Genomic DNA, 22445 nt, shown 5'->3' with positions numbered 1-22445 from the left:
TTTTCTCTGCGGCCGGCTTACTTACGGCGCCAGGTGGTGCCCTGCGGGCCGTCTTCCAGCACGATGTTCATCTCGTTCAACCGATCGCGGGCGGCATCCGCCAGCGCCCAATCCTTCGCGGCGCGCGCTTCGTTACGCTGTTTGATCAGCGCTTCGATCTCCGCCACTTCGCCGTCGTCAACCTGAGCGCCCCCTTGCAGGAACTGCTCCGGCGCCTGCTGCAGCAGGCCGAGCACCTTCGCCAGCTTGCGCAGTTCCGCCGCCATGCCGTTGGCCGCCGCCATGTCTTCACCCTTGAGGCGGTTAACCTCGCGCGCCAGATCGAACAGCGCCGAGTAGGCTTCCGGGGTGTTGAAGTCGTCGTCCATCGCTTCGCGGAAGCGGGCTTCGAACGCTTCGCCGCCGGCCGGCGCGGCGTCGGCGTCGGTGCCGCGCAGCGCGGTATAGAGGCGCTCCAGCGCGGTGCGCGCCTGTTTGAGGTTCTCTTCGCTGTAGTTCAGCTGGCTGCGATAGTGGCCGGACATCAGGAAGTAACGCACCGTCTCCGCATCGTAATGGCCGAGCACGTCGCGGATGGTGAAGAAGTTATCCAGCGATTTGGACATCTTCTCTTTGTCGATCATCACCATGCCGGAGTGCATCCAGTAATTGACGTACGGGCCGTCGTGGGCGCAGCTCGACTGCGCGATCTCGTTCTCGTGGTGCGGGAACATCAGATCGGAACCGCCGCCGTGAATGTCGAAGTGGGTGCCCAGCTGTTTGCAGTTCATGGCGGAGCATTCGATGTGCCAGCCCGGACGGCCCGGCCCCCACGGCGACTGCCAGCTCGGCTCGCCCGGCTTGGACATCTTCCACAGCACGAAGTCCATCGGGTTGCGCTTCACGTCGTCGATCTCCACGCGCGCGCCGGCCTGCAGCTGATCCAGATCCTGGCGCGACAGCAGCCCGTATTGCGGATCGCTGTCGATGGAGAACATCACGTCGCCGTTGCTGGCCACGTAGGCGTGATCGCGATCGATCAGGCGCTGGGTGATCTCGATGATCTCGGCGATGTGCTGGGTCGCACGCGGCTCTTGATCCGGGCGATCGATCAGCAGCGCGTCGAAGTCGGCGTGCATTTCCGCCAGCATGCGTTCGGTCAGCTGGTCGCAGGTCTCATGATTTTCCGCCGCGCGGCGGATGATTTTGTCGTCCACGTCGGTGACGTTACGCACGTAGTTCAGAGAATAGCCGAGGTAGCGCAGGTAACGCGCCACCACGTCGAAAGCGACAAAGGTACGACCGTGCCCGATGTGACACAGGTCATAGATGGTTACCCCGCACACGTACATGCCCACTTTCCCGGCATGAATGGGTTTGAATTCCTCTTTTTGACGACTCAGGGTATTAAAAATCTTTAGCATCGGGAGATTCCGTGGTGTGCGTGATAACAAAAAAGATAACCGGGCTTCAGGTTTCCGCCCGGTAGCGTATTGAAACCTGAAGCCTGATCTATTGCAAGGTTAAGGCCATGCTTTGCTGATTTCACGCGAATAAAATGCGCGAAATTCGGCGGTCGGCGAAATTGTTATAATATAACACAAATACAATTACCACAGACAGTGCGCGGTTGAGCCGCTGCTGACTCGCTGGGGCGGATATGTTATAAGGGCGGTCTGAATGTTCACTCGCTTTACGTGACGTCTCACTTCACCTTGTTAGGATTAAAACTATGGTTACTTTCCACACCAATCACGGCGATATCGTTATCAAGACCTTTGCTGACAAAGCGCCGGTTACCGTTGAAAACTTCCTGAACTACTGCCGCGCCGGTTTCTACGACAACACCATCTTCCACCGTGTGATCAACGGCTTCATGATCCAGGGCGGCGGTTTCGAGCCGGGCATGAACCAGAAAGCGACCAACGCGGCCATCAAGAACGAAGCCAACAACGGTCTGAAAAACACCATCGGCACCCTGGCAATGGCGCGCACCAACGATCCGCACTCCGCCACCGCACAGTTCTTCATCAACGTGGCTGACAACGACTTCCTGAACTTCCGTGGCGAAAACGTGCAGGGCTGGGGCTACTGCGTGTTTGCTGAAGTGGTTGAAGGCATGGACGTGGTCAACAAGATCAAAGGCGTGAAAACCGGCCGCAGCGGCATGCACCAGGACGTACCGGTAGAAGACGTGGTGATCAACAGCGTGACCGTCAGCGAGTAATCGCGGCTGCATGAGTACGCTGTTCATCGCAGATCTGCACTTGTGCGCACAGGAACCGGCAATCACTGCCGGTTTTCTGCGTTTTTTACGGCGCGAAGCGGTTCACGCCGACGCGCTGTACATCCTCGGCGACCTGTTTGAAGCCTGGATCGGCGACGACGATCCCGAGCCGCTGCACGCGGAGATCGCCGCGGCGCTGAAAGCGCTGCAACAGGCCGGCGTGCCCTGCTACTTCATCCACGGCAACCGCGATTTTCTGCTCGGCAAACGCTTCGCCCGCGCCAGCGGCATGCAGTTGCTGCCGGAAGAGAAAGTGCTGGAGCTGTACGGTCGCAGGATGCTGATCCTGCACGGCGACACCCTGTGCACCGACGATCACGCCTATCAGCAATTCCGCCGTAAAGTGCACAACCCGCTGATTCAAAAATTGTTCCTGGCGCTGCCGCTGCGCTGGCGATTGAAGATCGCCGCCAAAATGCGCGCCCGCAGCCAGCAATCCAACCAGGACAAGTCGGAAGCCATCATGGACGTCAACCCGCAGGCGGTCGAGCAAACCATGCTGCGCCACGACGTGCACTGGATGATCCACGGCCATACCCACCGCCCGGCGGTGCACCGGCTGGCGTTGAGCAACGGCGAAGCCCATCGCGCGGTGCTGGGAGCCTGGCACGTCGAAGGATCGATGATCAAAGTCAGCGCCGACGCCGTCGAGCTGATCCAATTCCCATTCTGAATTCCGGACTGGCGCGCGAGTGAAAATTCGCGCTTTCGACGGTGAAAACCGGCGACGCAACCGTTTTCCTCGCCGTGCGCTCATGGTATGCTCTACGCCCTCATTCGGCCCTCAGCCGACGCCAGACAAATCACAGGAGCCTTACACCCATGGGAGCCAACGCCGCTTCAGCCGCCACTACCGGGGCGAAAATCGCAATTGTAATGGGATCGAAAAGTGACTGGGCCACCATGCAGTTCGCCGCCGAAGTCCTGACCCAGCTCGATGTCCCCTTCCATGTCGAAGTCGTTTCCGCCCACCGCACGCCGGACAAGCTGTTCAGCTTCGCCGAGCAGGCTGCCGCCAACGGTTTTGACGTGATCATCGCCGGCGCCGGCGGTGCGGCGCACCTGCCGGGCATGCTGGCGGCGAAAACCCTGGTGCCGGTGCTGGGTGTGCCGGTGCAAAGCGCCGCGCTGAGCGGCGTAGACAGCCTGTACTCCATCGTGCAGATGCCGCGCGGCATTCCGGTGGGCACGCTGGCGATCGGCAAAGCCGGCGCCGCCAACGCCGGGCTGCTGGCGATGCAGATCCTGGCGCTGCACGACGCCGCGCTGGCGCAGCGTTTGGCGGACTGGCGTCAGGCGCAGACCGAAGACGTCTTGAACCACCCCGATCCGCGGGAGGACGCATGAAGCCGGTTTGCGTACTGGGCAACGGCCAGCTGGGGCGCATGCTGCGCCAGGCCGGCGAACCGCTGGGCATCGCCGTTTACCCTGTCGGCATCGATGCCGAACCCGAGGCAGTGCCGTATCAGAATAGCGTCATTACCGCCGAGATCGAACGCTGGCCGGAAACCGCGCTGACGCGCGAGCTGGCGACCCACAGCGCCTTCGTCAACCGCGACATCTTCCCGCGTCTGGCGGATCGCCTGACGCAAAAACAGCTGCTCGATCAGCTCGGCCTGGCGACCGCGCCGTGGCAGCTGCTGGCGAGCGCCGCCGAATGGCCGCAGGTATTCGCTTCGCTGGGCGAGCTGGCGATCGTCAAACGCCGGGTCGGCGGCTATGACGGCCGCGGCCAATGGCGTTTGCGTCCAGGCCAGGAAGCCGAACTGCCGGCCGATGCCTATGGCGAGTGCATCGTCGAGCAAGGCATCAATTTCTCCGGCGAAGTGTCGCTGGTGGGCGCGCGCGGCCACGACGGCCGTTCGGTATTCTACCCGCTGACCCACAACCTGCATGAAGACGGCATCCTGCGCACCAGCGTGGCGCTGCCGCAGCCCAACCCGGCGCTGCAGCAACAGGCCGAGCAGATGCTGGCGGCGATCCTGAACGAGCTGAACTACGTCGGCGTGATGGCGATGGAGTGCTTTATCGTCGGCGATCGGCTGCTGATCAACGAGCTGGCGCCGCGCGTGCACAACAGCGGCCACTGGACGCAAAACGGCGCGTCCATCAGCCAGTTCGAGCTGCACCTGCGCGCCATTCTCGGCCTGCCGTTGCCGCAGCCGGTGGTGAGCACGCCGTCGGTGATGGTCAACCTGATCGGCACCGCCGTCAACGAACAGTGGCTGTCGCTGCCGCTGGTGCATCTGCACTGGTATGAGAAAGAGGTGCGCCCGGGCCGCAAGGTCGGCCATCTCAATCTGAACGACCCGAGCGCCGCCGATCTGCGCCAGGCGCTGCAGGCGCTGGCGCCGCTGCTGCCGGGCGAGTACCAAAGCGGGCTGGCCTGGGCGCAGCAGAAGCTGGCTTAACGGTTTATACCGCCGAAAAAGAAGAAGGTTCAGCCCAGGCTGAACCTTTTTTTTGCCGCAAAGATCAACGCGAGCCGATATTACGCAACGGTTTGCTGGCCATCAGATTGCGTTCAATATGTTCCAGAGAAATATTTTTGGTTTCCGGGATCAGCGCCAACGTGATGAAAACAAACAGCACGTTAAGCCCCGCATAGACCCAAAAGGTGTGCGCACTACCCAACGAATTCAGCATGGTCAGGAATGTCGCCCCCACAATCATATTGGCGATCCAGTTAGTGGCGGTGGAACAGGTGATGCCGAAATCGCGGCCTTTCAATGGCTGGATCTCTGAACACAGCACCCAAATCAGCGGGCCGGCGCTCATGGCAAAGCCGACGATAAACATCAGCAGCATGACGATGGCGAAATATTGCGCCACCGCCGAGTTCATGCCGATATTCATCATGGTTCCCAGCGCCCCCATGCCGACGGCCATCACGATAAACCCAAGGATCAGGGTGGGTTTGCGGCCCCAGCGATCGACCAGTCCAATAGCGATAAAGGTGGCCAGCACGTTGACCAGACCGACGATCACCGTGCCCCACATCTGCTGTTCCGTACTGGCGAAGCCCGCCAGACCGAAAATCTTCGGCGCGTAATACATGGTGACGTTCATCCCGGTGAACTGCTGCATCACCTGGAGAAGAACGCCAAGGAAAACCGCGCGGCGGAAATTTTTATTGCCTTTGAACAACGCCCAACCGCTTTGCTTCAGTTTGAGGCTTTGACGAATTTCATTCAGCTCATGCTGCGCCTGGGCACTGCTGTCGCGCAGCTTCTCCAACACCTGGCGCGCCTGCTCATGACGATTGCGCGAGGCCAGCCACCGCGGGCTGTCAGGTAAAAAGAACACGCCAACCAACAACAGCCCCGCCGGGATGGTGATGACGCCCAACATCCAGCGCCAGGCGCCGGTATAGCTGAATGCCGTATCAGACAGGTAAGCCGCCAAAATACCAATGGTGATCATCAATTGATACATCGAGATCATGCTGCCACGGATTTTCTCCGGCGCGATTTCAGAAAGATAAATCGGCGCGGTATAAGAAGCGATACCCACCGCCAATCCCAGCAGAATGCGTGAAACGATCAGCACCTCCACGTTGGGGGCGAACGCTGAACACAGCGATCCCGCCACGAACAGAATGGCGCCGATCATCAAACTGTATTTGCGCCCCAGCCGGAAGTTCATCCAGCCGCTGCCGATAGCGCCGACGGCGGCGCCAAACATCATCGAGCTGACCACCCACTCCTGCTGAGAGCTGGTGATATGAAAAGTGTCGGTAATAAACGGCAGAGCGCCGGCGATTACGCCGATATCCAAGCCAAACAACAGGCCGGCCAAGGCGGCCAAAAAACAGACGAAAAAAGTCATGCCGACATGGGTCGGGCTTTTCTCCGCCGGTGCAACTTTAACGGTAGCGCTCATACAGCCTCCAGGAGAAAACGGTCATCAGTGTGCGACATGATAGGAGGCAATGCGTCGGAGATAAGTGAGTACGATCACATTAGTGGAAGCGGTTACATAATTTTAAACCTTAATCCTACGCGTCAACAGACGAAAAACTCGTTTAGTTACTGTGTAACCCATTATTTATATACATAAAAAAGTAAACAAAGGCCTGGGTTTGGTAACAGCATTGCCAATACGCATTGTATCGACAGAGAAAAAATGTAACCGATTTCACAAAAATCAGCGTGACGTGCGGAGGGGAACAAAGAGAAAAGCCACGGTAACGCGCGGCGGAAAATCGGCAGGCCCGGCCGCGCTTGGCGGCAACGGACCTGCGATAGCGAGATCAGCCATCATAACTGCGGAACAGCGCCCGGCCGCGCAGCAGGCGCACGCCCAGCCAGCCGCCGCACAGCGACAGCAGCAGCGCGCTGGCCAGCGGCAACGCCCACCACAGCACCGGCGTCGGCGTCCACGGGAAGTCGAACACCCGGCTCTGCAGCAGCCACAGCGCCGCCTCGGCGCCCACCGCCGCCGCGATGCCCGCCACCAGCCCCAGCAGGGCGAACTCGCACCACAGCGTGCGGCGCAGCAGCCGTTTGCCGGCGCCCAGCGTACGATACACCACCAGCTCCTGGCGGCGCTGACGCATGCCGACCTGCACCTGTGCCAGCAGCAGCAGGCCGCCGCACAGCACCACCAGCACCACCATCACCTCCAGCGCGCGGCTGACCTGCTGCAGCACGCCGCCGACCTGTTTCAGGATCGCGCCGATGTCCATCAGGCTGAGCGTCGGGAACTGGCGGTTGAGCTGGGTCAGCATCTGACCGTCGCCGTCGTAGCGGAAGCTGGTAAGCCAGGTCTGCGGCTGGCCGTCCAGCGCGCCCGGCGGGAAGATAAAGTAAAAGTTCGGCTTCAGGCTTTCCCAATCCACCTGGCGCAGGCTGGTGACTTTGGCGCTGAACGCCTGGGTATCGCCGCTGAAGGTCAGCGTGTCGCCCAACTTGATCTTCAGCCGCCCGGCAATGCCTTCATCCATCGAAACCTCGCCGCTTTTCGGCGGCCAATTGCCCGCCACCAGCGGATTGTGATCCGGCAGATCGGCCAACCAGGTCAGGTTCAGCTCGCGGTTCACCGCCTCGCCGCCCGGATCGTCTTCATGCACCCGCTCGGTCGCCACCTGCTGGTTTATCTCGGTCAGGCGCACCCGGACGATCGGATAATAGGTTTCCGGCTTGATCTGGTGCTGCTGCAGGAAGGTTTTCACCTGCGGCACCTGCGCCTCGGTCATGTTGAGCAGGAAATAGTTCGGGCTGTCCGGCGGCAGCTGTTGCTGCCAGCGGTCGAGCAAATCGCCGCGCAGCACCAGCAACAGCGCCAACAGCATAAACGACAGCGAGAACGCCGCCAGCTGGCTGATGGTCACCCACGGCTGATGCAGCAGGCGGTTGACCGCCAGCCGCAGCGCCAGGCTCTTGAGCGTGATGCGGCGCAGCAGCTGCAGACTGCCCCAGCCGATGCCGCCCAGCAGCAGCGCCAGCACCGCCATGCCCGCCAGGATCGCCCACAGCAGCGTGCTGGCCCCCATCAGCGTCACCAGCAGCGCCACCACAACCGCCGCCGTCACCGGCAGGAAGTAGCGCAGCGGCCAGACGTTGGCCATCACATCGCGGCGCAGCACCCGCAGCGGTTGGGTGGCCAGCAGCTGACGGTACGGCCGCAGCCCGACCAGCAGCGAAATCAGCACCAGCGCGCCGAGCGCCCACAGCCACGGCCAGGCGCCGGCGGCGGGCAACGCGGCCGGCAACACCGGCTTCAGCAGGCGAATCAACAGCGCTTCGAACGCCAGCCCGATCGCCCCGCCGCACACCGCCGCCAGCGCCATCACCGCCAGCCACTGGCCGACGATCAGTTTACGCAGCGCGCCGCGCCCGGCGCCGAGGGTTTTCAGCACCGCGATCAGATCGTAGCGGCTGCGGCAATAGTGGCTCATCGCCACCGCCACGGCGGCGATCGACAACAGCAGCGTCAGCAGGGCCGACAGCAGCAGGAACTGTTGGGATCGCTGCAGCGACTTGCCGAGCGCGCTACCGGACTCCTGCAGCCCGAACCAGCGCTGATCCGGCGTCAACTGCGGCGTCAGCCGCTCCTCGTAACGCTGAATATCCGGCTCGGCGCCGGCGAACATGTAGCGGTAGGTCAGGCGACTGCCCGGCTGCACCGCGCCGGTCTTATCGACGTCCGCCAGGTTGATCATGATGCGCGGCGCGGTCTGGAACGGGTTGAAGCCGGCGTCCGGCTCCTGAATGATTTCACCGGCGATGCGTAGCGTGGTGTCGCCCACCTCGAGCGAATCCCCCACTTTCACGTTCAGCAGCGCCAGCAGACGCGGCGCCACCAGCACGCTGCCCGGTTCGGGCTTGATGTTGGCCGGGCGCGTTTCCAGCTTGCCATACAGCGGATAGGCCAGATCGGTGGCTTTCACGTCCGCCAGCTGCGGCCGGTCGCCGGCATAGGTCATGGTGGTGAACGACAGCTGGCGGCTCAGCGTCAGCCCCTGCTGCTGCGCGTCCAGCAGCCAGCCTTCCGGCACCGGATGCGCGCTGCGCAGCACCCGATCGCCGGCGATAAAATCGCGGCTCTGCTGGCTGAGCCCTTTGTCCATGCGATCGCTGATGCTGCCCAGCGCCAGCACGCAGGCCACGGAGAGCGTCAACGCCAGCCAAACGATCAGCAGCGACGGCGAACGCCATTCGCGCCAGAACCAGCGCCAGATCATGCTTCCTCCCACAGCTTGCCTTCACGCAGCCGCAGCCGCCGCTGGCAGCGCGCCGCCAGGGTTTCGTCATGGGTCACCAGGATCAGGGTGGTGTCAAAATCGCGGTTGAGAGAGAACAACAGGTCGGCGATGCGATCGCCGGTCTGGCGATCGAGGTTGCCGGTCGGTTCATCGGCGAACAGCACTCGCGGCCGTCCGCTGAAGGCGCGCGCCAGTGCCACACGCTGCTGCTCGCCGCCGGACAGCTGCGCCGGCAGGTGATCGAGCCGTTTGCCCAATCCCAGCTGTTCCAGCAGCTGCATCGCCTGCTCGCGGCTCTGCCTGTCGCTCTCGCCGCGCAGCAGCGCCGGCAGCTGCACGTTTTCCAGCGCGTTCAGCGTCGGCACCAGCATGAACGACTGAAACACGAAGCCGACGTTCCTGGCGCGCAGCGCGGCGCGGCCTTCTTCGTCCAGCGCGGTCAGCGACTCGCCGAGCAGGCGCACCTCGCCCTCGCTGCCGTCATCCAGCCCGGCCAAAATGCCCAGCAGGGTCGATTTCCCCGATCCGGATTCGCCGATCAGGGCGATCGTCTGCGCGGGTTTGACAAGCAGCTCGACTCCGGTAAGGATGGTGAGCTGATGCTCACCCTGACCAACGTGTTTACTAAGATGATGAACTTCAAGAACGTTTTCCGCTGGCATCTTCCCTTCCTTTTGCTGTTGGGATTATTCAGTTTACGCGCTGTCGCCGCCGATACCTTGTTGATTTTGGGCGACAGTTTAAGCGCCGGCTACCGCCTGCCGATCGAGCGGGCCTGGCCGACGCTGTTGGCCGAACAGTGGCAGAAAAAACCGGGCGCGCCGCAGCTGGTCAACGCCAGCATCAGCGGCGACACCGCCGCACAGGGGCTGGCGCGTCTGCCCGCGCTGCTGAAACAGCATCAGCCACGCTGGGTGCTGATCGAGCTGGGCGCCAACGACGGCCTGCGCGGTTTCCCGGCGCCGGACATGCAGCGCGATCTCGGCCAGATCATCACGCAGGTGCAGCAGGGCGGCGCACAGCCGCTGCTGATGCAGATCCGCATCCCGCCGAACTACGGCCGCCGCTATACCGAGGCGTTCAGCGCCGTCTACCCGGCGCTGGCCAGGCAGTTCAACATTCCGCTGCTGCCGTTCTATATGGAACAGGTGGTGGTGAAGCCGGAATGGATGCAGGATGACGGATTGCACCCCAATGGGGACGCCCAGCCGTTTATCGCCACCTGGATGGCGGAGCGCCTGGAACCGCTAGTAAAACATGAGTCTAACTAAATTAGGGTCGTACACTAGGTAAAGTTATGCAAAAAGCAGTATTGATAACCGGCTGCTCCAGCGGGATTGGACTGATTGCGGCGCAGGATCTGCGCAACCGCGGCTACCGAGTGCTGGCCGCCTGCCGCAAGCCGCAGGACGTGGAAAACATGCGCCAGCTCGGGCTGGAAGGCATCGAGCTGGATCTGGACGACAGCGCCAGCGTCGAGCGCGCCGCCGCCGAGGTGATCGCGCTGACCGGCGGCCGTCTGTACGGCCTGTTCAACAACGGCGGCTTCGGCGTTTACGGCCCGCTCAGCGGCATCTCGCGCAGCCAGCTGGAGCGGCAGTTCGCCACCAATCTGTTCGGCACCCACCAGTTGACCCAGTTGCTGCTGCCGGCGATGTTGCCGCACGGCGAAGGGCGCATTATCCAGACCAGCTCGGTGATGGGCCTGGTCTCCAGCGCCGGGCGCGGCGCCTACGCCGCCAGCAAATTCGCGCTGGAAGCCTGGTCAGACGCGCTGCGCATGGAGCTGCACGGCAGCGGCATTCAGGTCAGCCTGATCGAACCGGGGCCGATTTCCACCCACTTTAGCCAGAACGTCAATCAGACGCAGAGCGACAAACCGGTGCATAACCCCGGCATCGCCAAGCGCCTGACGCTGCCGCCGGAGGCCATTCTGCCCAAGCTGCGCCACGCGCTGGAAAGCCCGCGCGCCAAACTGCGCTACCCGGTGACCCTGCTGGCGCACGCCATGAGCGTGCTGCGCCGCATTCTGCCGGGCCGCTGTCTGGATTGGCTGCTGCGCAGCAACGCTTAATTCGCCCGCCGGGGTTGAAGAATGGCGGCGCGCCCCCATCTACACCCCATGGCTCCGCACGATCAGAGAGAAAAAAGATGCTAGCTCAAGCTGTTGTTGATATTAACGAAACTAACCTGCACCAGACGCTGGAACAGTCGATGTCCATTCCGGTGCTGTTCTACTTCTGGTCCGAGCGCAGCCAACACTGCCTGCAGCTCACGCCGGTGCTCGACAAACTGGCGGCGGAATACGCCGGCCAGTTCATTCTGGCCAAGGTGGACTGCGACGCCGAACAGATGATCGCCTCCCAATTCGGGCTGCGTTCCATTCCGACCGTCTACCTGTTCAAAGACGGTCAGCCGGTCGACGGCTTCCAGGGCCCGCAGCCGGAAGAAGCGATCCGCGACTTGCTGCAGCGTTTCCTGCCGAAGGAAGAAGATCTGAAACTGGCGCAGGCGCAGGAACTGCTGGCCGCCGGCAACGCTGCCGAAGCGCTGCCGCTGCTGAAAGACGCCTGGCAGAGCAGCCAACAGCGCAGCGATATCGGCCTGACCCTGGCCGAAACTCAGATCGCGCTCAGCCGCAGCGAAGACGCCGAAGCGGTGCTGGCGACCATTCCACTGCAGGATCGCGATACCCGCTATCAGGGCCTGGTGGCGCAGATTGAACTGTTGAAGCAGGCGGCGGACACGCCGGAAATCCAACAGCTGCAACAGCAGGTGCAGCAGCAGCCGGGCAACGTCGAGCTGGCGGTGCAGCTGGCGCTGCAGCTGCATCAGGTCGGGCGTAACGAAGAAGCGCTGGAACTGCTGATGGGGCATCTGAAGAAAGATCTGGCCGCCGCCAACGGCAACGCGCGCAAGACCCTGATGGACATTCTGGCCGCGCTCGGCACCGGCGACGCGCTGGCCGCTAAGTATCGCCGCCAGCTGTACTCCCTGCTGTACTGATATACCCTTCGTCTTTCCAGCCGCATCGTTGTTGGCTGCACGTTCGAACCCCAGTCACTTAGTTATCTAAGCTCCTGGGGTTTCTCACGTTTGCCGCCTAGACGCAACTGGAAATCCATTGGGTATATGTGTTGTCCCAAAGTAAATATTGAAGGGTATCCCCTAAATAGTTCGAGTTGCATCAAGGCGGCAAGTTTGTAAGTCCCCGGGAACTTACTCAAGTAAGCGACCGGGGCGCGCAAACGCAGCCAACACAGATGCAGCTTGAAATATGACGGGGATATCAGCGATAGACCCGCACCCCGCCTTCCACGCCCGCCGGGCTGAACAACACCTGCCACAGCTGAATGTTGCGCGAACGGAACGCGCCGGCGCAGGCGTTCAGGTAATAAGTGAACATGCGTTCGAAGCGCTCGGAATAGCCGCCGGCCAACTCTGGCCACGCCCGTTTGAAGTTCTCCAGCCAGGCCATCAGCGTGCGATCGTAATCGGCGCCAAAGTTGTGCCAATCCTCCATCACGAAACGCCCTTCGCTGGCCTCGGCGATATGCCGCACCGAAGGCAGGCAGCCGTTGGGGAAGATGTATTTGTCTATCCAGGCGTCGACGTTGAGATCGGTCTGATTGGAACCGATGGTGTGCAGCAGGAACAGGCCGTCGGGCTTCAGGTTGCGCGCCGCGACGCTGAAATAGGTCTCGTAGTTTTTCGGCCCGACGTGCTCGAACATGCCGACCGATACGATGCGATCGAACTGGCGATCCAGATCGCGGTAATCCTGCAGCAAGATCTCGACGTCCAGCCCGGCGCAGCGTGCCTGCGCCAGCTTCTGCTGCTCGGCCGAAATGGTCACGCCGTGCACCGAGACGCCGTAGTTTTGCGCCGCAAACTGCGCCAGCCCGCCCCAGCCGCAGCCGATATCCAGCAGCGTCATGCCCGGCTTCAGCTGCAGTTTTTCGCAGATCATCCGCAGCTTGGCCTGCTGCGCCTGCTCGAGCGTCTGCGCCTCTTTCCAGTAGCCGCAGGAGTATTGCATGTAAGGATCGAGCATCGCCCGGAACAGGTCGTTGCCGATGTCGTAGTGCTCTTTGCCCACCTGCCAGGCGCGCTTGCGCGATTGGCGGTTGAACAGCCGGGCATAGGCGATGCGCGCGATGTCGCTCAGGCTTTTCGGCAGCCGCTCATCGACGCCGGCCTGCAGAATACGGGTGAACAACATGTCCAGCCGTTCGCACTCCCACCAGCCGTCCATATAGCCTTCGCCGAAACCGAGCGAGCCTTCCTGCAAAATGCGTTTGAACAGCGCTGGATTGTGCACCCGGATATCCCAGGCGCGCGGGCCGTTGATGGCGACGCCGGCTTCCGCCAACATCTCCTCCACAATGCGATACCAGCGATCCTTCTTCTGGGCGAGTTCATCAACACTGAGCGAATCCATAACAATCCTTGGCCGAAATGTCATTTCAAAAAGCATAGTCGCAAATAAAAATGACAAATTTTTGACGGTAAATACGGGGGTGTTTTTACTCTAGCCAAGGCGAGCAACATCATGAAATGAATAAAAATTATTGAAATCATGCCATTTAGGCATACTTATCCGCGCCAACTCGGGCGCGGTTAAACCGACGGCGGCTAAGGTAAAATAGAGGTGCCGGCCTGGCCCGCCAGCACCGCGTCGATATCCTGCAGGCCGCCGATATGCGCCGTCCGCCCGGTGCGATCGACGAAGCGGCTGACCGCCATGATCTTCGGCCCCATGGCGCCGTCCGCCACCGCCATCGGCGCCAGCTCCTGCGTGGTGGCACGCCGAATGGCGCGCTGGCGCGGCGTGCCCCACTCCTGATACACCGCGTCGGCGTCGGTGAGGATCACCAGATGATCGGCCCCCACCTGCTCCGCCAACAACGCCGCCGCCAGATCTTTGTCGATCACCGCTTCGCTGCCCGTCAGCCCACGCTCGCCGGCGATCATCGGGATACCGCCGCCGCCGTTGCAGATCACGATGTGCCGCTGCGACAGCAGCAGCGTGATCGCCTCGATGTCGAGGATCTTTTGCGGCGCCGGCGAAGGCACCACCCGGCGGATGTAGTTGCCGTCCGCCTTCAGCGTCCAGCCGTATTTTGCCTCCAGCGCCTGCCGCTGTTCCGGCGCATACACCGGCCCGATGAACTTGCTCGGCGCCTGATAATCCGCATCCTGCGCATCCACCAGCACCCGCGTCAGCAGCGTGGACACCGGCTGCTGCGGATGGCTGGCGCTCAACTGCTGCGCCAGCATATAGCCGATCATGCCCTGGCTTTCGGCCACCAGAATATCCAGCGGATAGGGCGGCACGTCGCGGTACGCCAGGTTCTGCAACGCCAGCAGCCCCACCTGCGGCCCGTTGCCGTGCACGATGGCGATGCGGTATTTCTGCGCCAGCTTGCCGATGGCGTCGGCGATAAGGGCGATGCTCTTATACTGATTTTCCGCAGAGAGCACGGCTCCGCGCTGCAACAGGGCGTTGCCGCCCAACGCAATGACCAAGGTTTTCATGGTTTGCACCCGTAGTTGAAATCATACCGTCCCGGCCGGATCCGCGATCCGGCCCTCGTGTTCACACCGCGCGCCGCACAGTGCGTTAATCGTCGTCACCCCCAGCCACACGCCCAGCAGCGTGTCCGCTCCCGAAAAGTGCCCCAGGCTCAGCACCGCCGCCACCGCCGCCGATACGTCTCCAGGCGCCCGCAGCCCCTGCGCCAACGCCTGCAGCGGCGTGGCGAACACGCCCTGCTCGGCATAATGCAGGTAGTGCGCGCTCACCAGCGTGGTCAGCGCGTCCAGCGGGGGGGTATGGGCGAAAAACGGCGCCAGCCCGGCGACCTGAATGCGGCTGTCGAGGTGCGCGCTCAGCAGCAGGCCGAGCAAGGTGTCGTCGTTGCTCGGCGTCAGCCCCGGCCCCTTGCCCAACGTCTGGCGCCAGTCGACCGTGCCGCCCCGCAGCCAACGGGAGAAATCCCGCACCAGCGCGGCCGGCTCCGGCGTTAACGGCTGCTTCACCAATCGGCCCAGCTCGCCGTGTAACCCGCACTGCGCCGTGCAGCGCTGCAATACCGCCGTCAGCGGCCGATCGGCAATGGCCGCACGCGATGTCAGCGCCAGATCCCGCGCCGCGGCGGCGGGCCGCACCAGGAGCCCATCCAACGTGATGCCTGCGGCGGAGAAGGCGCAGCGCCCTACGGACGGCACCGCACGCCGCACGCGATCGAAATCCCGCGCGCCGAGCTGCCACCCCATCGGGCTCAGGCCGCTGTCGGCGCGGTGCAGCGTCAGCAGCCGCGCGCGTTCCGTCAGGAAATTGATCGCGTTGTTGAAGCTGCCGACGCAGCGCAGCGCGCCGTAGTCTTGCGTCGCATGGCGGCTGCCGGCCAGCGCGATAATGTCCATACGCCCCTCCGTTGGCTTACGCCGTGATGCCGAGCTTATCGGCCAGCGCTTCGATCGCTTTCTCGAAGCAGCCGAGCGGCGCGCGCACCGTGCCGGCGCCAATTTGCCCGACCCCGGCTTCGCGGTGGGCGATGCCGGTGTTGATCAGCGGCGTGATGCCGGTTTCCACCACCCGCCGGGCATCCAGCCCCAGGCAGGCGCCCTGGAAGTCCCAGGTCGGGATCTGCAGCATCATGTTGCGCTCGAGGTAGATTTCCGCCATTTCCTCGGAGATGTCGGTGGCGGCGCTCATGCCGCCGGAAGCCCCGACGAAGCGCGTCACGCCTGGGGCCGCCACCATCGCCGCGCCGCCAATGCCGAAAGTTTCGGTGATCGCGCTGTCGCCGATGTCCGGGTTGGCGTCCGCCTGGCTGAAGCCGGAGAAGAACAGCCCTTCCGGCGTATTGACGGGGGCGGTGAACCAACGATCGCCCATCCCGCTGATCTTGATGCCGAAGTTCTTGCCGTTGCGGGTCATTACCGTGACGATGGTGCCCTGCTCAATTTCCGCCCCGGCGTCCATCGCCGCCTTGCAGTAGGCCATCGCCAGATTGAGGAAGAACTGATCGGTGATGCTGAGGAACTGCATCACCTGTGCCAGCTCCGCCTTATCGCGCGGCAGCAGGCTGATCTCCGGCGCCAGCCTGCGCATCAGCAGCGCCGAGGCCGCGATATTGCGCTGGTGGAATTCGTCCCCCATGCTGATCGCCTGCGCCATCAGCGCGGTCAGATCGATCCCCTCCTCCAGCGTCGCCAACACCGCTTTCAGCACCGGGGCCAGCGAGTCGCGCATCCAGCGCAGGCGCTGCTGCACGTCTTCGCCGTAGGCGCCGAAGCGCATCACCTTGCCGATGCCTTCGTTCATGTTGCAGTAGGCGTAATTGCCGTGAACGGTGTTCCTGACCACTACCATCGGCATGTGGGCCGAGGTGATGCCACCCATCGGCCCCACCGCGCTCACGCTGTGGCACGGGATGAACTCGATCTCCCCCTGCTCCAGCAGCGCCAGCGCCTGCTGCTCATCCTGCGCCCAGCCTTCGAACAGGCAGGCGCCGATGCAGGCGCCGCGCACCGGGCCGCTCATCTCTTGCCAGGTGACCGGCGGGCCGGCGTGCAGCAGCTTGCGCCCTTCGGCCAGCTGCGGGATCAAGCGGTGCGCCAGATCCACATCCTGCCAGTGCGGGCGCGCCTCGCGGATACGGGCGATAACGGCGGCGTTTGCTTGCTCAATCGTTGCGTACATAGCGGTTCCTTACTTTAATTTTTTCAAGATGTTGGCTAATCGTTGATCGCCACCGGCCACCGGCGCCCACTGGTAATGCACCACCGGGATATCGCTGGTTTGCAGGTCATCGGCGAAGCTGCGCAGCCCGGCGTTGATCACCGCGACGCCGTCCAGCAAGGCCGGCCGTTCGCGTTCAGGTGCAGGTAAGACGGGGGTAATCAGCTGGTGCGCCAGCGCGACCGCCGCCGGCAGCGACGGCATCACTGCGATGCCGGCTTCCTGCAGGGTGGCGATTTGCCGCGAGCGCTGCTGTGGATCCTGTTCGGTGCCGGTGACGGTGGCGATCGCCGCCAGCGGGTGGGCCGCGCCGCGCGCCGCACGCACATTGGCCACCTCGGCCGCCAGCGACGCCGCCGGATCGTCCTGAGCGCCGAAGCCGATCACCACGTCCAGCAGCAACACGCCGGTCTGCGGCTGCTGCACCAGGCGGGCGATCTCTTGATTGCGGGCGGTCGGGTCAATCATTGGGTGCGGGCGCCCCTGGGTATAAAAGTCATCGCCCATGTCGATGATGCGATGGCCGTCGGCCACCAGCATGGCGCCGCGCGGGTGCTCGCTATCCACCGGCAGGGACAGTTTTTCCGCCAGCAACATCGCGCATTCGGCCGCCAGCGTGCCGCCGGCGTATAGCCCGGCGATTTTGCCGCCGGGCACCGCGGGCTGTTGCGCCGCCTGTTGCTGCACGCAGCCCAGCATCGCCGCCAGCCGCGCCGCTTCATCCAGCGTGGCGGCGAACGTGATGTTGCCCTCCTGACGCACGGCGGACTGCGCGCCGAGGAACAGCGCCACCACCGGCTTGCCGAGCGCTTTCATCTCGTCAATCACCCGCTGGCGCACCTCGGGCGCCGGCGGTTTGGACACGAACGCCAGCACAAGACTCTGCGGATCCGCCGCCAGCATGCGCAGCGCGCTGATGGCGCTGATGCCGCCGATCTCCGCCGTCAAATCCCGCCCGCCGAGGCCAATGGCGTGCGAGATGCCCTGGCCCGCCAGGGCAATTTGCGAAATCAGTTCCTGAATGCCGGTGCCGGAGGCGCCCACCACGCCGATAGATCCGGCGGGCGCCACGTTGGCGAACGCCAGCGGCGCGCCGGCGATGCAGGCGGTGCCGCAGTCCGGCCCCATCACGATCAACCCGCGTTCGCGCGCCTTGGTTTTCAGCGCCACTTCCTGCGCCGGGCTGACGTTGTCGGAGAACATCATCACGTTGCAGCCGTCTTCCAGCGCGCTATCCGCCAGCTCCGCCGCATATTCGCCGGCGATCGAGATCAGCGCCAGATTGGCGGCGGGCAGCTTCTGCCTGGCGGTGCGCCAGCTGCGCGCCCGCAGCAGTTTTTTGCCGCCCTGGCTGCCCTGCGCAATCGCCTTGAGCGCCGTCTCCAGCGCCGCGCCGATCTCCTCGGCGATCGTCTCGTCGGCGGACTCCGCCTTGATCGCCACGCAAATATCGTTCGGCGTCGCTTCGCTAAACTGCGGGTGCCAGAAACCGGTCACCTCCAATAAGGATTTATTGGCCGGTGTCCCCATCATGACGGATATTTCCTCGACCTTGGGAGATTCACTGAGTTTGCGGGAGATCAACATCAGGCTGACGGAATCCTGAAAGCTCCCCTTTTTAATAAAAGCATGGATCATGGTGATATCCTTAAGACAGCATTTAATAATGTCGGCAATATTTCCCGCACCGGCGGCGCGGCGACGCATTGAATTCAGCGAAAAGGTTAATTATCAAGCTACAAATTAAAATCGTGCCCCGAGGTGAGTACGGTCACACTTTATCCATTGTTAGAAAAAATAACTTAATCGCCTGAATATTAGTTAATCCAGAAGGGAAAAATCATTTATAAAAAAACTTCTAACAATGGTGATTTAATTCAACGAATTTTTAATCCAATCGGATAAAACGCATCTGGATCACATTATTCCCCCCCGGTATTTATACATTACAACGCAGAGGCGAATTAAATAAACCGTAGTGATAAAAGGACTGTATATGAAGGTCTCTAAACAACAATTACATCAGCTTATCCAGCAAAAAATTCACGCCGCCGGCCTGAGCCAGGAACACGCCGGCATCGTCGCCGACGTGCTGGTTCATGCCGATGCGCGCGGCATTCATTCTCACGGTGCGGTCAGGGTCGAATACTATTCCGAACGCATCAGCAAAGGCGGCACCAACAATCACCCGCATTTCACCTTTGAGAAAACCGGCCCCTGCAGCGCCATTTTCGACGGCGACAACGGCGCCGGGCACGTGGCGGCCAAGCTGAGCATGGATCGCGCCATTGAAATGGCGAAAGAGAACGGCGTGGCGGTGGTGGGCGTGCGCCGCATCGGCCACAGTGGAGCGCTGTCCTACTTCGTGCAGCAGGCGGCGCGCGCCGGCATGGTCGGCATTTCGCTGTGCCAGTCCGATCCGATGGTGGTGCCGTACGGCGGCGCCGAGGTCTACTACGGCACCAACCCCATCGCCTTCTCCGCGCCGGGCGAAGGCGACGAGCTGATCACCTTCGATATGGCCACCACCGTGCAGGCCTGGGGCAAAGTGCTGGACGCCCGCTCGCGCAACGCCGCCATCCCCGACACCTGGGCGGTGGACGCCGAGGGCAAGCACACCACCGATCCGTTCGCCGTCAGCGGGCTGCTGCCGATCGCCGGGCCGAAAGGCTACGGCCTGATGATGATGGTCGACGTGCTGTCGGGCATTTTGCTCGGCCTGCCGTTCGGCAAACACGTCAGCTCGATGTATCACGATCTCAGCGCCGGCCGGGAATTGGGCCAATTGCATATCGTCCTGAATCCGGGTTATTTCACCAACGAATCGGCGTTCCGTAAAAATATCAGCCAGGTCATGAAAGAGTTGAATGCCGTTAAGCCGGCGCCGGGCGTCAGCAAAGTGCTTTATCCAGGGCAGAACAGCCATGCGCGTGAAATGGAAAGCGAGAAAAACGGTATCGAAATCGTCGACGATATTTATCAATACTTAATTTCAAATGCTATTTACCAGCGTTCTTACGACCATAAAGATCCCTTCGCCAGTTAACGCACTCTATTATCGTGGGCTTTTTACGCCGCGGCTCGCGGTTGATATTTCTGAGCCGGGGAGAAAAAAGAAAACCTTCATCAGCGCGCTCAGCGCAATAGGTCGGCCGGCGGCGAATAGCCTCCGCCCTGGCCGCATCGCCGCTGAGACACAACATGCGGGCAGGTAAACATGAAAGACTTCCAACAAGAAATCCGTGATATTTCCGGCTGGTTATCGAAAATCGGCGCCGATCCCAGCGGCGGCATGACGCGTCTGCTTTATACCCCGGAATGGATCGAAGCGCAGCACGCGCTGAAAACCACCTTCGAGGCCGCCGGACTGCGCACCCATTTTGATGCGGTCGGCAACCTGTTCGGCCGGCTGGAGGGCAGCAAATACCCCGACCAGGTGATTCTCTCCGGTTCGCACATCGACACGGTGGTCAACGGCGGCAACCTCGACGGCCAGTTCGGTATCGAAGCCGCCTTCATGGCGATCAAACACCTCAAAGACACCTACGGTCCGCCGCTGCGCAGCCTGGAAGTCATCGCGCTGGCGGAAGAAGAAGGCAGCCGCTTCCCTTATGTGTTCTGGGGCAGCAAGAACATCGTCGGCCTGGCCCGGCGGGAAGACGTGCAGCACATTACGGACGCCAAGGGCGTCGGCTTCGTCAACGCCATGCGCGACGCCGGTTTCGATTTCCCTCCGCCGCATCAGCCGCTGCGCAGCGACATCGCGGCCTTCGTCGAGATCCATATCGAACAGGGCAAGGTGCTGGAAACCGAAGGCAAAACCATCGGCGTGGTGACCAGCATCGTCGGCCAACGGCGTTATGACGTGCGGCTGCAGGGCGAAGCCAACCACGCCGGCACCACCCCGATGAGCTACCGCCGGGATACCGTGCACGCCTTCAGCCGCATCTGCTGCGAATCGATCGCCAAGGCGCGCGCCGAGGGCGACCCGCTGGTGCTGACCTTCGGCAAGGTGGAGCCGAAGCCGAACACCGTCAACGTGGTGCCGGGCTTCACCCACTTCACCCTCGACTGCCGCCACACCGATCAGGCCGCGCTGCTGCGCTTCACGCAGGAGATCGAGCAGGATATCCAGCGCATCTGCGCCGAGATGGGCATCGAGGCCGAGATCGATCTGTGGATGGACGAAGCGCCGATCCCGATGAACGAACAGTTGGTGGCCTGCGTCAGCCGCCTGTGCGAAACGCAGCGGCTGAATTACCGCATGATGCACAGCGGCGCCGGACACGACTCGCAAATCTTCGCCCCGCGCGTGCCGACGGTGATGATGTTCGTGCCGAGCATCGCCGGCATCAGCCATAACCCGGCGGAAAAAACCGCCGTCGCCGATTTGAACGAAGGGGTGAAAATCCTGGCGCAGACGCTGTATCAGCTGGCCTACACCGAACAGGGGGCCGAGGCATGAGCAAAGACATCGACCCGCGCTACTGGAAAAAGATCGTCGTCGTGCTCTGTCTGGGCTGGGCGGTGATCTGGATCTATCGCACCGTCCTGACGCCGATCTTCCCCGAGATCCAACAAACCATCGGCGCGCACTCCAATGCGGAAATGGGGCTGATCGCCAGCTTCTACTTCTTCGCCTACACCGGGATGCAGATCCCGGCGGGCATCCTGGTGGACAAATTCGGCAAGAAGGTGGTGCTGATCCCGGGCTTCTGCCTGTTCATCATCGCCACGCTGCTGATCGGCAACGCCACCAGCCTGACCATGGTCTATGCCGGCAGCCTGCTGGCGGGCATGGGCTGCGGCTCTTACTACGGCTCGGCCTACTCCCTGTCGTCGGAGAATATCCCGCTGGAACGCCGTGGCCTGGCAACCGCGGTGATCAACAGCGGCTCGGCGCTCGGCATGGCCATCGGCCTGATCGCCTCCAGCCTGCTGGTGAAAAGCTTCAACATGAACTGGCAGATCATGCTGTTCATCATCACCGGCCTGCTGGTGGTGATGACGCTGGTGTTCGCCGTGGTCATCAAAGGCTCGCAGCCTCACGCCGCGGCGGCCGTCAGCCAGACCGTTGCGCCGACGGCTGCCGAGCCCGAGGAGGACGGCCAGCCCAGCGGCCTGTTCAGCCTGCGCATGATCTCCGCCTACGCGATGTACTTCGCCACCTGCTACGGCTACTACATGATAGTCACCTGGCTGCCCTCGTTCCTGCAGCAAGAGCGCGGCTTTGAAGGGGTGGCCATCGGCTTCTCCTCCGCCCTGGTGGCGTTCGCCTCGGTGCCGGGCGCGCTGTTCTTCAGCCGCATGTCCGACCGTTTCCGCAACAAGAAGGTGCAGCTGATCATTTTCCTCGAGCTGTGCGCGGCGGTGATGCTGGTTTGCACCGTCATTTCGCCGGACTCCACCATGCTGCTGATCAGCCTGATCCTGTACGGGTTGCTGGGCAAGCTGGCGGTCGATCCGATCATGATCTCCTTCGTCGCCGACAACGCGCCGAAGAAAGGCTATGGCACCAGCTTCGGCGTGTTCAACTTCTTCGGCATGTCCTCGTCGGTGATCGCCCCCTTCCTGACCGGCGTGATCTCCGACAGCACCGGCTCCAAGGTGATGGGGTTTTACATCTCCGCCGCCATCCTGCTGGTGGGCACCGCCATTTTCTTCACCGTCAACGTCTTGATGAAACGCACTACGCCAACCCGAACGGCCACCGAGGCCTGACG

The 22445-nt window shown here is 62.4% G+C and carries 19 protein-coding genes; 10 read left to right on the top strand and 9 right to left on the bottom strand.

What is annotated here, in order from left to right:
* Positions 1-17: 17 nt before the first annotated feature.
* Positions 18-1403, bottom strand: coding sequence for a cysteine--tRNA ligase (gene cysS / locus ACJ8HH_RS01385; RefSeq protein ID WP_039566957.1), 1386 nt, complete (start codon positions 1401-1403; stop codon positions 18-20).
* A gap of 308 nt (positions 1404-1711) precedes the next feature.
* On the opposite strand from cysS, the gene ppiB reads away from it, so the two are divergent.
* The 4 genes from ppiB to purK all read left to right on the top strand — a co-directional run bounded on the left by ppiB (position 1712) and on the right by purK (position 4677).
* On the top strand, positions 1712-2206 hold the full coding sequence (gene ppiB, locus ACJ8HH_RS01380; protein ID WP_016928800.1) for a peptidylprolyl isomerase B: 495 nt from the start codon (positions 1712-1714) through the stop codon (positions 2204-2206).
* A 10-nt stretch (positions 2207-2216) separates the two neighbouring features.
* Entirely contained in the window at positions 2217-2939 is a 723-nt protein-coding gene (locus tag ACJ8HH_RS01375) for a UDP-2,3-diacylglucosamine diphosphatase (RefSeq protein ID WP_043146774.1), read from the top strand.
* Positions 2940-3088: 149 nt separating this feature from the next.
* The gene (gene purE, locus ACJ8HH_RS01370; RefSeq protein ID WP_025301815.1) at positions 3089-3613 is read left to right on the top strand and encodes a 5-(carboxyamino)imidazole ribonucleotide mutase; all 525 of its coding nucleotides are present in this window, start codon (positions 3089-3091) and stop codon (positions 3611-3613) included.
* Positions 3610-4677 (top strand): 5-(carboxyamino)imidazole ribonucleotide synthase, encoded by a 1068-nt coding sequence (purK, locus tag ACJ8HH_RS01365; protein ID WP_043146773.1) that lies wholly within the window; start codon positions 3610-3612, stop codon positions 4675-4677. Before purE ends, purK begins: the two co-directional genes overlap by 4 nt.
* Positions 4678-4741: 64 nt before the next feature.
* Here the strand turns inward: purK and ACJ8HH_RS01360 are convergent, their stop codons facing one another.
* The 3 genes from ACJ8HH_RS01360 to ybbA form a co-directional block, all read right to left on the bottom strand.
* Entirely contained in the window at positions 4742-6148 is a 1407-nt protein-coding gene (locus ACJ8HH_RS01360; RefSeq protein ID WP_060451899.1) for a sugar porter family MFS transporter, read from the bottom strand.
* 370 nt (positions 6149-6518) lie between these two features.
* Complete coding sequence (ybbP, locus tag ACJ8HH_RS01355; protein WP_442520210.1) at positions 6519-8951, bottom strand: putative ABC transporter permease subunit YbbP; 2433 nt, start codon at positions 8949-8951, stop codon at positions 6519-6521.
* Positions 8948-9634 carry a putative ABC transporter ATP-binding protein YbbA gene (gene ybbA, locus ACJ8HH_RS01350; protein ID WP_043146768.1) on the bottom strand — a complete coding sequence of 229 codons (687 nt, stop codon included), beginning with the start codon at positions 9632-9634 and terminating at the stop codon, positions 8948-8950. The genes ybbP and ybbA overlap by 4 nt, the downstream gene beginning before the upstream one ends.
* Between ybbA and tesA the strand changes: the two genes are divergently transcribed.
* The 3 genes from tesA to ACJ8HH_RS01335 all read left to right on the top strand — a co-directional run bounded on the left by tesA (position 9605) and on the right by ACJ8HH_RS01335 (position 11978).
* The gene (gene tesA, locus ACJ8HH_RS01345) at positions 9605-10243 is read left to right on the top strand and encodes a multifunctional acyl-CoA thioesterase I/protease I/lysophospholipase L1 (RefSeq protein WP_161781826.1); all 639 of its coding nucleotides are present in this window, start codon (positions 9605-9607) and stop codon (positions 10241-10243) included. The genes ybbA and tesA overlap by 30 nt on opposite strands.
* Positions 10244-10269: 26 nt before the next feature.
* The gene (locus ACJ8HH_RS01340; RefSeq protein ID WP_033637386.1) at positions 10270-11046 is read left to right on the top strand and encodes an SDR family oxidoreductase; all 777 of its coding nucleotides are present in this window, start codon (positions 10270-10272) and stop codon (positions 11044-11046) included.
* Between the two features lie 77 nt (positions 11047-11123).
* Positions 11124-11978 carry a co-chaperone YbbN gene (locus ACJ8HH_RS01335; protein ID WP_033647233.1) on the top strand — a complete coding sequence of 285 codons (855 nt, stop codon included), beginning with the start codon at positions 11124-11126 and terminating at the stop codon, positions 11976-11978.
* Between the two features lie 283 nt (positions 11979-12261).
* Here ACJ8HH_RS01335 and cfa read toward each other — a convergent pair whose 3' ends face one another.
* From cfa to ACJ8HH_RS01310, 5 genes are all read right to left on the bottom strand, one after another.
* A complete protein-coding gene (gene cfa / locus ACJ8HH_RS01330; RefSeq protein WP_033637384.1) occupies positions 12262-13413 on the bottom strand; it encodes a cyclopropane fatty acyl phospholipid synthase in 1152 nt (383 codons plus the stop codon).
* Positions 13414-13607: 194 nt separating this feature from the next.
* Positions 13608-14510 (bottom strand): carbamate kinase, encoded by a 903-nt coding sequence (locus tag ACJ8HH_RS01325; RefSeq protein WP_033637382.1) that lies wholly within the window; start codon positions 14508-14510, stop codon positions 13608-13610.
* Positions 14511-14531: 21 nt separating this feature from the next.
* Complete coding sequence (locus ACJ8HH_RS01320) at positions 14532-15401, bottom strand: DUF2877 domain-containing protein (protein ID WP_033647235.1); 870 nt, start codon at positions 15399-15401, stop codon at positions 14532-14534.
* A 16-nt stretch (positions 15402-15417) separates the two neighbouring features.
* Complete coding sequence (locus ACJ8HH_RS01315) at positions 15418-16683, bottom strand: DUF1116 domain-containing protein (RefSeq protein ID WP_015376903.1); 1266 nt, start codon at positions 16681-16683, stop codon at positions 15418-15420.
* A gap of 9 nt (positions 16684-16692) precedes the next feature.
* Entirely contained in the window at positions 16693-18360 is a 1668-nt protein-coding gene (locus ACJ8HH_RS01310) for an acyl-CoA synthetase FdrA (RefSeq protein ID WP_060438007.1), read from the bottom strand.
* 358 nt (positions 18361-18718) lie between these two features.
* On the opposite strand from ACJ8HH_RS01310, the gene allD reads away from it, so the two are divergent.
* The 3 genes from allD to ACJ8HH_RS01295 all read left to right on the top strand — a co-directional run bounded on the left by allD (position 18719) and on the right by ACJ8HH_RS01295 (position 22443).
* Positions 18719-19768 (top strand): ureidoglycolate dehydrogenase, encoded by a 1050-nt coding sequence (allD, locus tag ACJ8HH_RS01305; RefSeq protein WP_015376901.1) that lies wholly within the window; start codon positions 18719-18721, stop codon positions 19766-19768.
* A gap of 171 nt (positions 19769-19939) precedes the next feature.
* Positions 19940-21187 carry an allantoate deiminase gene (gene allC / locus ACJ8HH_RS01300; RefSeq protein WP_033647238.1) on the top strand — a complete coding sequence of 416 codons (1248 nt, stop codon included), beginning with the start codon at positions 19940-19942 and terminating at the stop codon, positions 21185-21187.
* The gene (locus tag ACJ8HH_RS01295; RefSeq protein ID WP_039566967.1) at positions 21184-22443 is read left to right on the top strand and encodes an MFS transporter; all 1260 of its coding nucleotides are present in this window, start codon (positions 21184-21186) and stop codon (positions 22441-22443) included. The genes allC and ACJ8HH_RS01295 overlap by 4 nt, the downstream gene beginning before the upstream one ends.
* Positions 22444-22445 lie beyond the last annotated feature (2 nt).

Origin of the sequence: Serratia sp. CY32780, assembly GCF_052169135.1 — a bacterium.
GTDB lineage: Bacteria > Pseudomonadota > Gammaproteobacteria > Enterobacterales > Enterobacteriaceae > Serratia > Serratia sarumanii.
Note: the sequence above shows the minus strand (reverse complement) of the source record. Positions and strands in the feature narration are given on the sequence as shown.

What these genes read in the sequence shown, in the direction of transcription:
- ACJ8HH_RS01295 (WP_039566967.1), top strand. Translation starts at nt 21,184, where the DNA reads ATGAGCAAAGACATCGACCCGCGCTACTGGAAAAAGATCGTCGTCGTG.
- ybbP (WP_442520210.1), bottom strand. Translation starts at nt 8,951, where the DNA reads ATGATCTGGCGCTGGTTCTGGCGCGAATGGCGTTCGCCGTCGCTGCTG.
- cysS (WP_039566957.1), bottom strand. Translation starts at nt 1,403, where the DNA reads ATGCTAAAGATTTTTAATACCCTGAGTCGTCAAAAAGAGGAATTCAAA.
- ACJ8HH_RS01310 (WP_060438007.1), bottom strand. Translation starts at nt 18,360, where the DNA reads ATGATCCATGCTTTTATTAAAAAGGGGAGCTTTCAGGATTCCGTCAGC.
- ACJ8HH_RS01320 (WP_033647235.1), bottom strand. Translation starts at nt 15,401, where the DNA reads ATGGACATTATCGCGCTGGCCGGCAGCCGCCATGCGACGCAAGACTAC.
- purK (WP_043146773.1), top strand. Translation starts at nt 3,610, where the DNA reads ATGAAGCCGGTTTGCGTACTGGGCAACGGCCAGCTGGGGCGCATGCTG.
- allD (WP_015376901.1), top strand. Translation starts at nt 18,719, where the DNA reads ATGAAGGTCTCTAAACAACAATTACATCAGCTTATCCAGCAAAAAATT.
- cfa (WP_033637384.1), bottom strand. Translation starts at nt 13,413, where the DNA reads ATGGATTCGCTCAGTGTTGATGAACTCGCCCAGAAGAAGGATCGCTGG.
- ACJ8HH_RS01325 (WP_033637382.1), bottom strand. Translation starts at nt 14,510, where the DNA reads ATGAAAACCTTGGTCATTGCGTTGGGCGGCAACGCCCTGTTGCAGCGC.
- ACJ8HH_RS01375 (WP_043146774.1), top strand. Translation starts at nt 2,217, where the DNA reads ATGAGTACGCTGTTCATCGCAGATCTGCACTTGTGCGCACAGGAACCG.
- ACJ8HH_RS01315 (WP_015376903.1), bottom strand. Translation starts at nt 16,683, where the DNA reads ATGTACGCAACGATTGAGCAAGCAAACGCCGCCGTTATCGCCCGTATC.
- allC (WP_033647238.1), top strand. Translation starts at nt 19,940, where the DNA reads ATGAAAGACTTCCAACAAGAAATCCGTGATATTTCCGGCTGGTTATCG.
- ACJ8HH_RS01335 (WP_033647233.1), top strand. Translation starts at nt 11,124, where the DNA reads ATGCTAGCTCAAGCTGTTGTTGATATTAACGAAACTAACCTGCACCAG.
- ybbA (WP_043146768.1), bottom strand. Translation starts at nt 9,634, where the DNA reads ATGCCAGCGGAAAACGTTCTTGAAGTTCATCATCTTAGTAAACACGTT.
- ACJ8HH_RS01360 (WP_060451899.1), bottom strand. Translation starts at nt 6,148, where the DNA reads ATGAGCGCTACCGTTAAAGTTGCACCGGCGGAGAAAAGCCCGACCCAT.
- tesA (WP_161781826.1), top strand. Translation starts at nt 9,605, where the DNA reads ATGAACTTCAAGAACGTTTTCCGCTGGCATCTTCCCTTCCTTTTGCTG.
- ACJ8HH_RS01340 (WP_033637386.1), top strand. Translation starts at nt 10,270, where the DNA reads ATGCAAAAAGCAGTATTGATAACCGGCTGCTCCAGCGGGATTGGACTG.
- purE (WP_025301815.1), top strand. Translation starts at nt 3,089, where the DNA reads ATGGGAGCCAACGCCGCTTCAGCCGCCACTACCGGGGCGAAAATCGCA.
- ppiB (WP_016928800.1), top strand. Translation starts at nt 1,712, where the DNA reads ATGGTTACTTTCCACACCAATCACGGCGATATCGTTATCAAGACCTTT.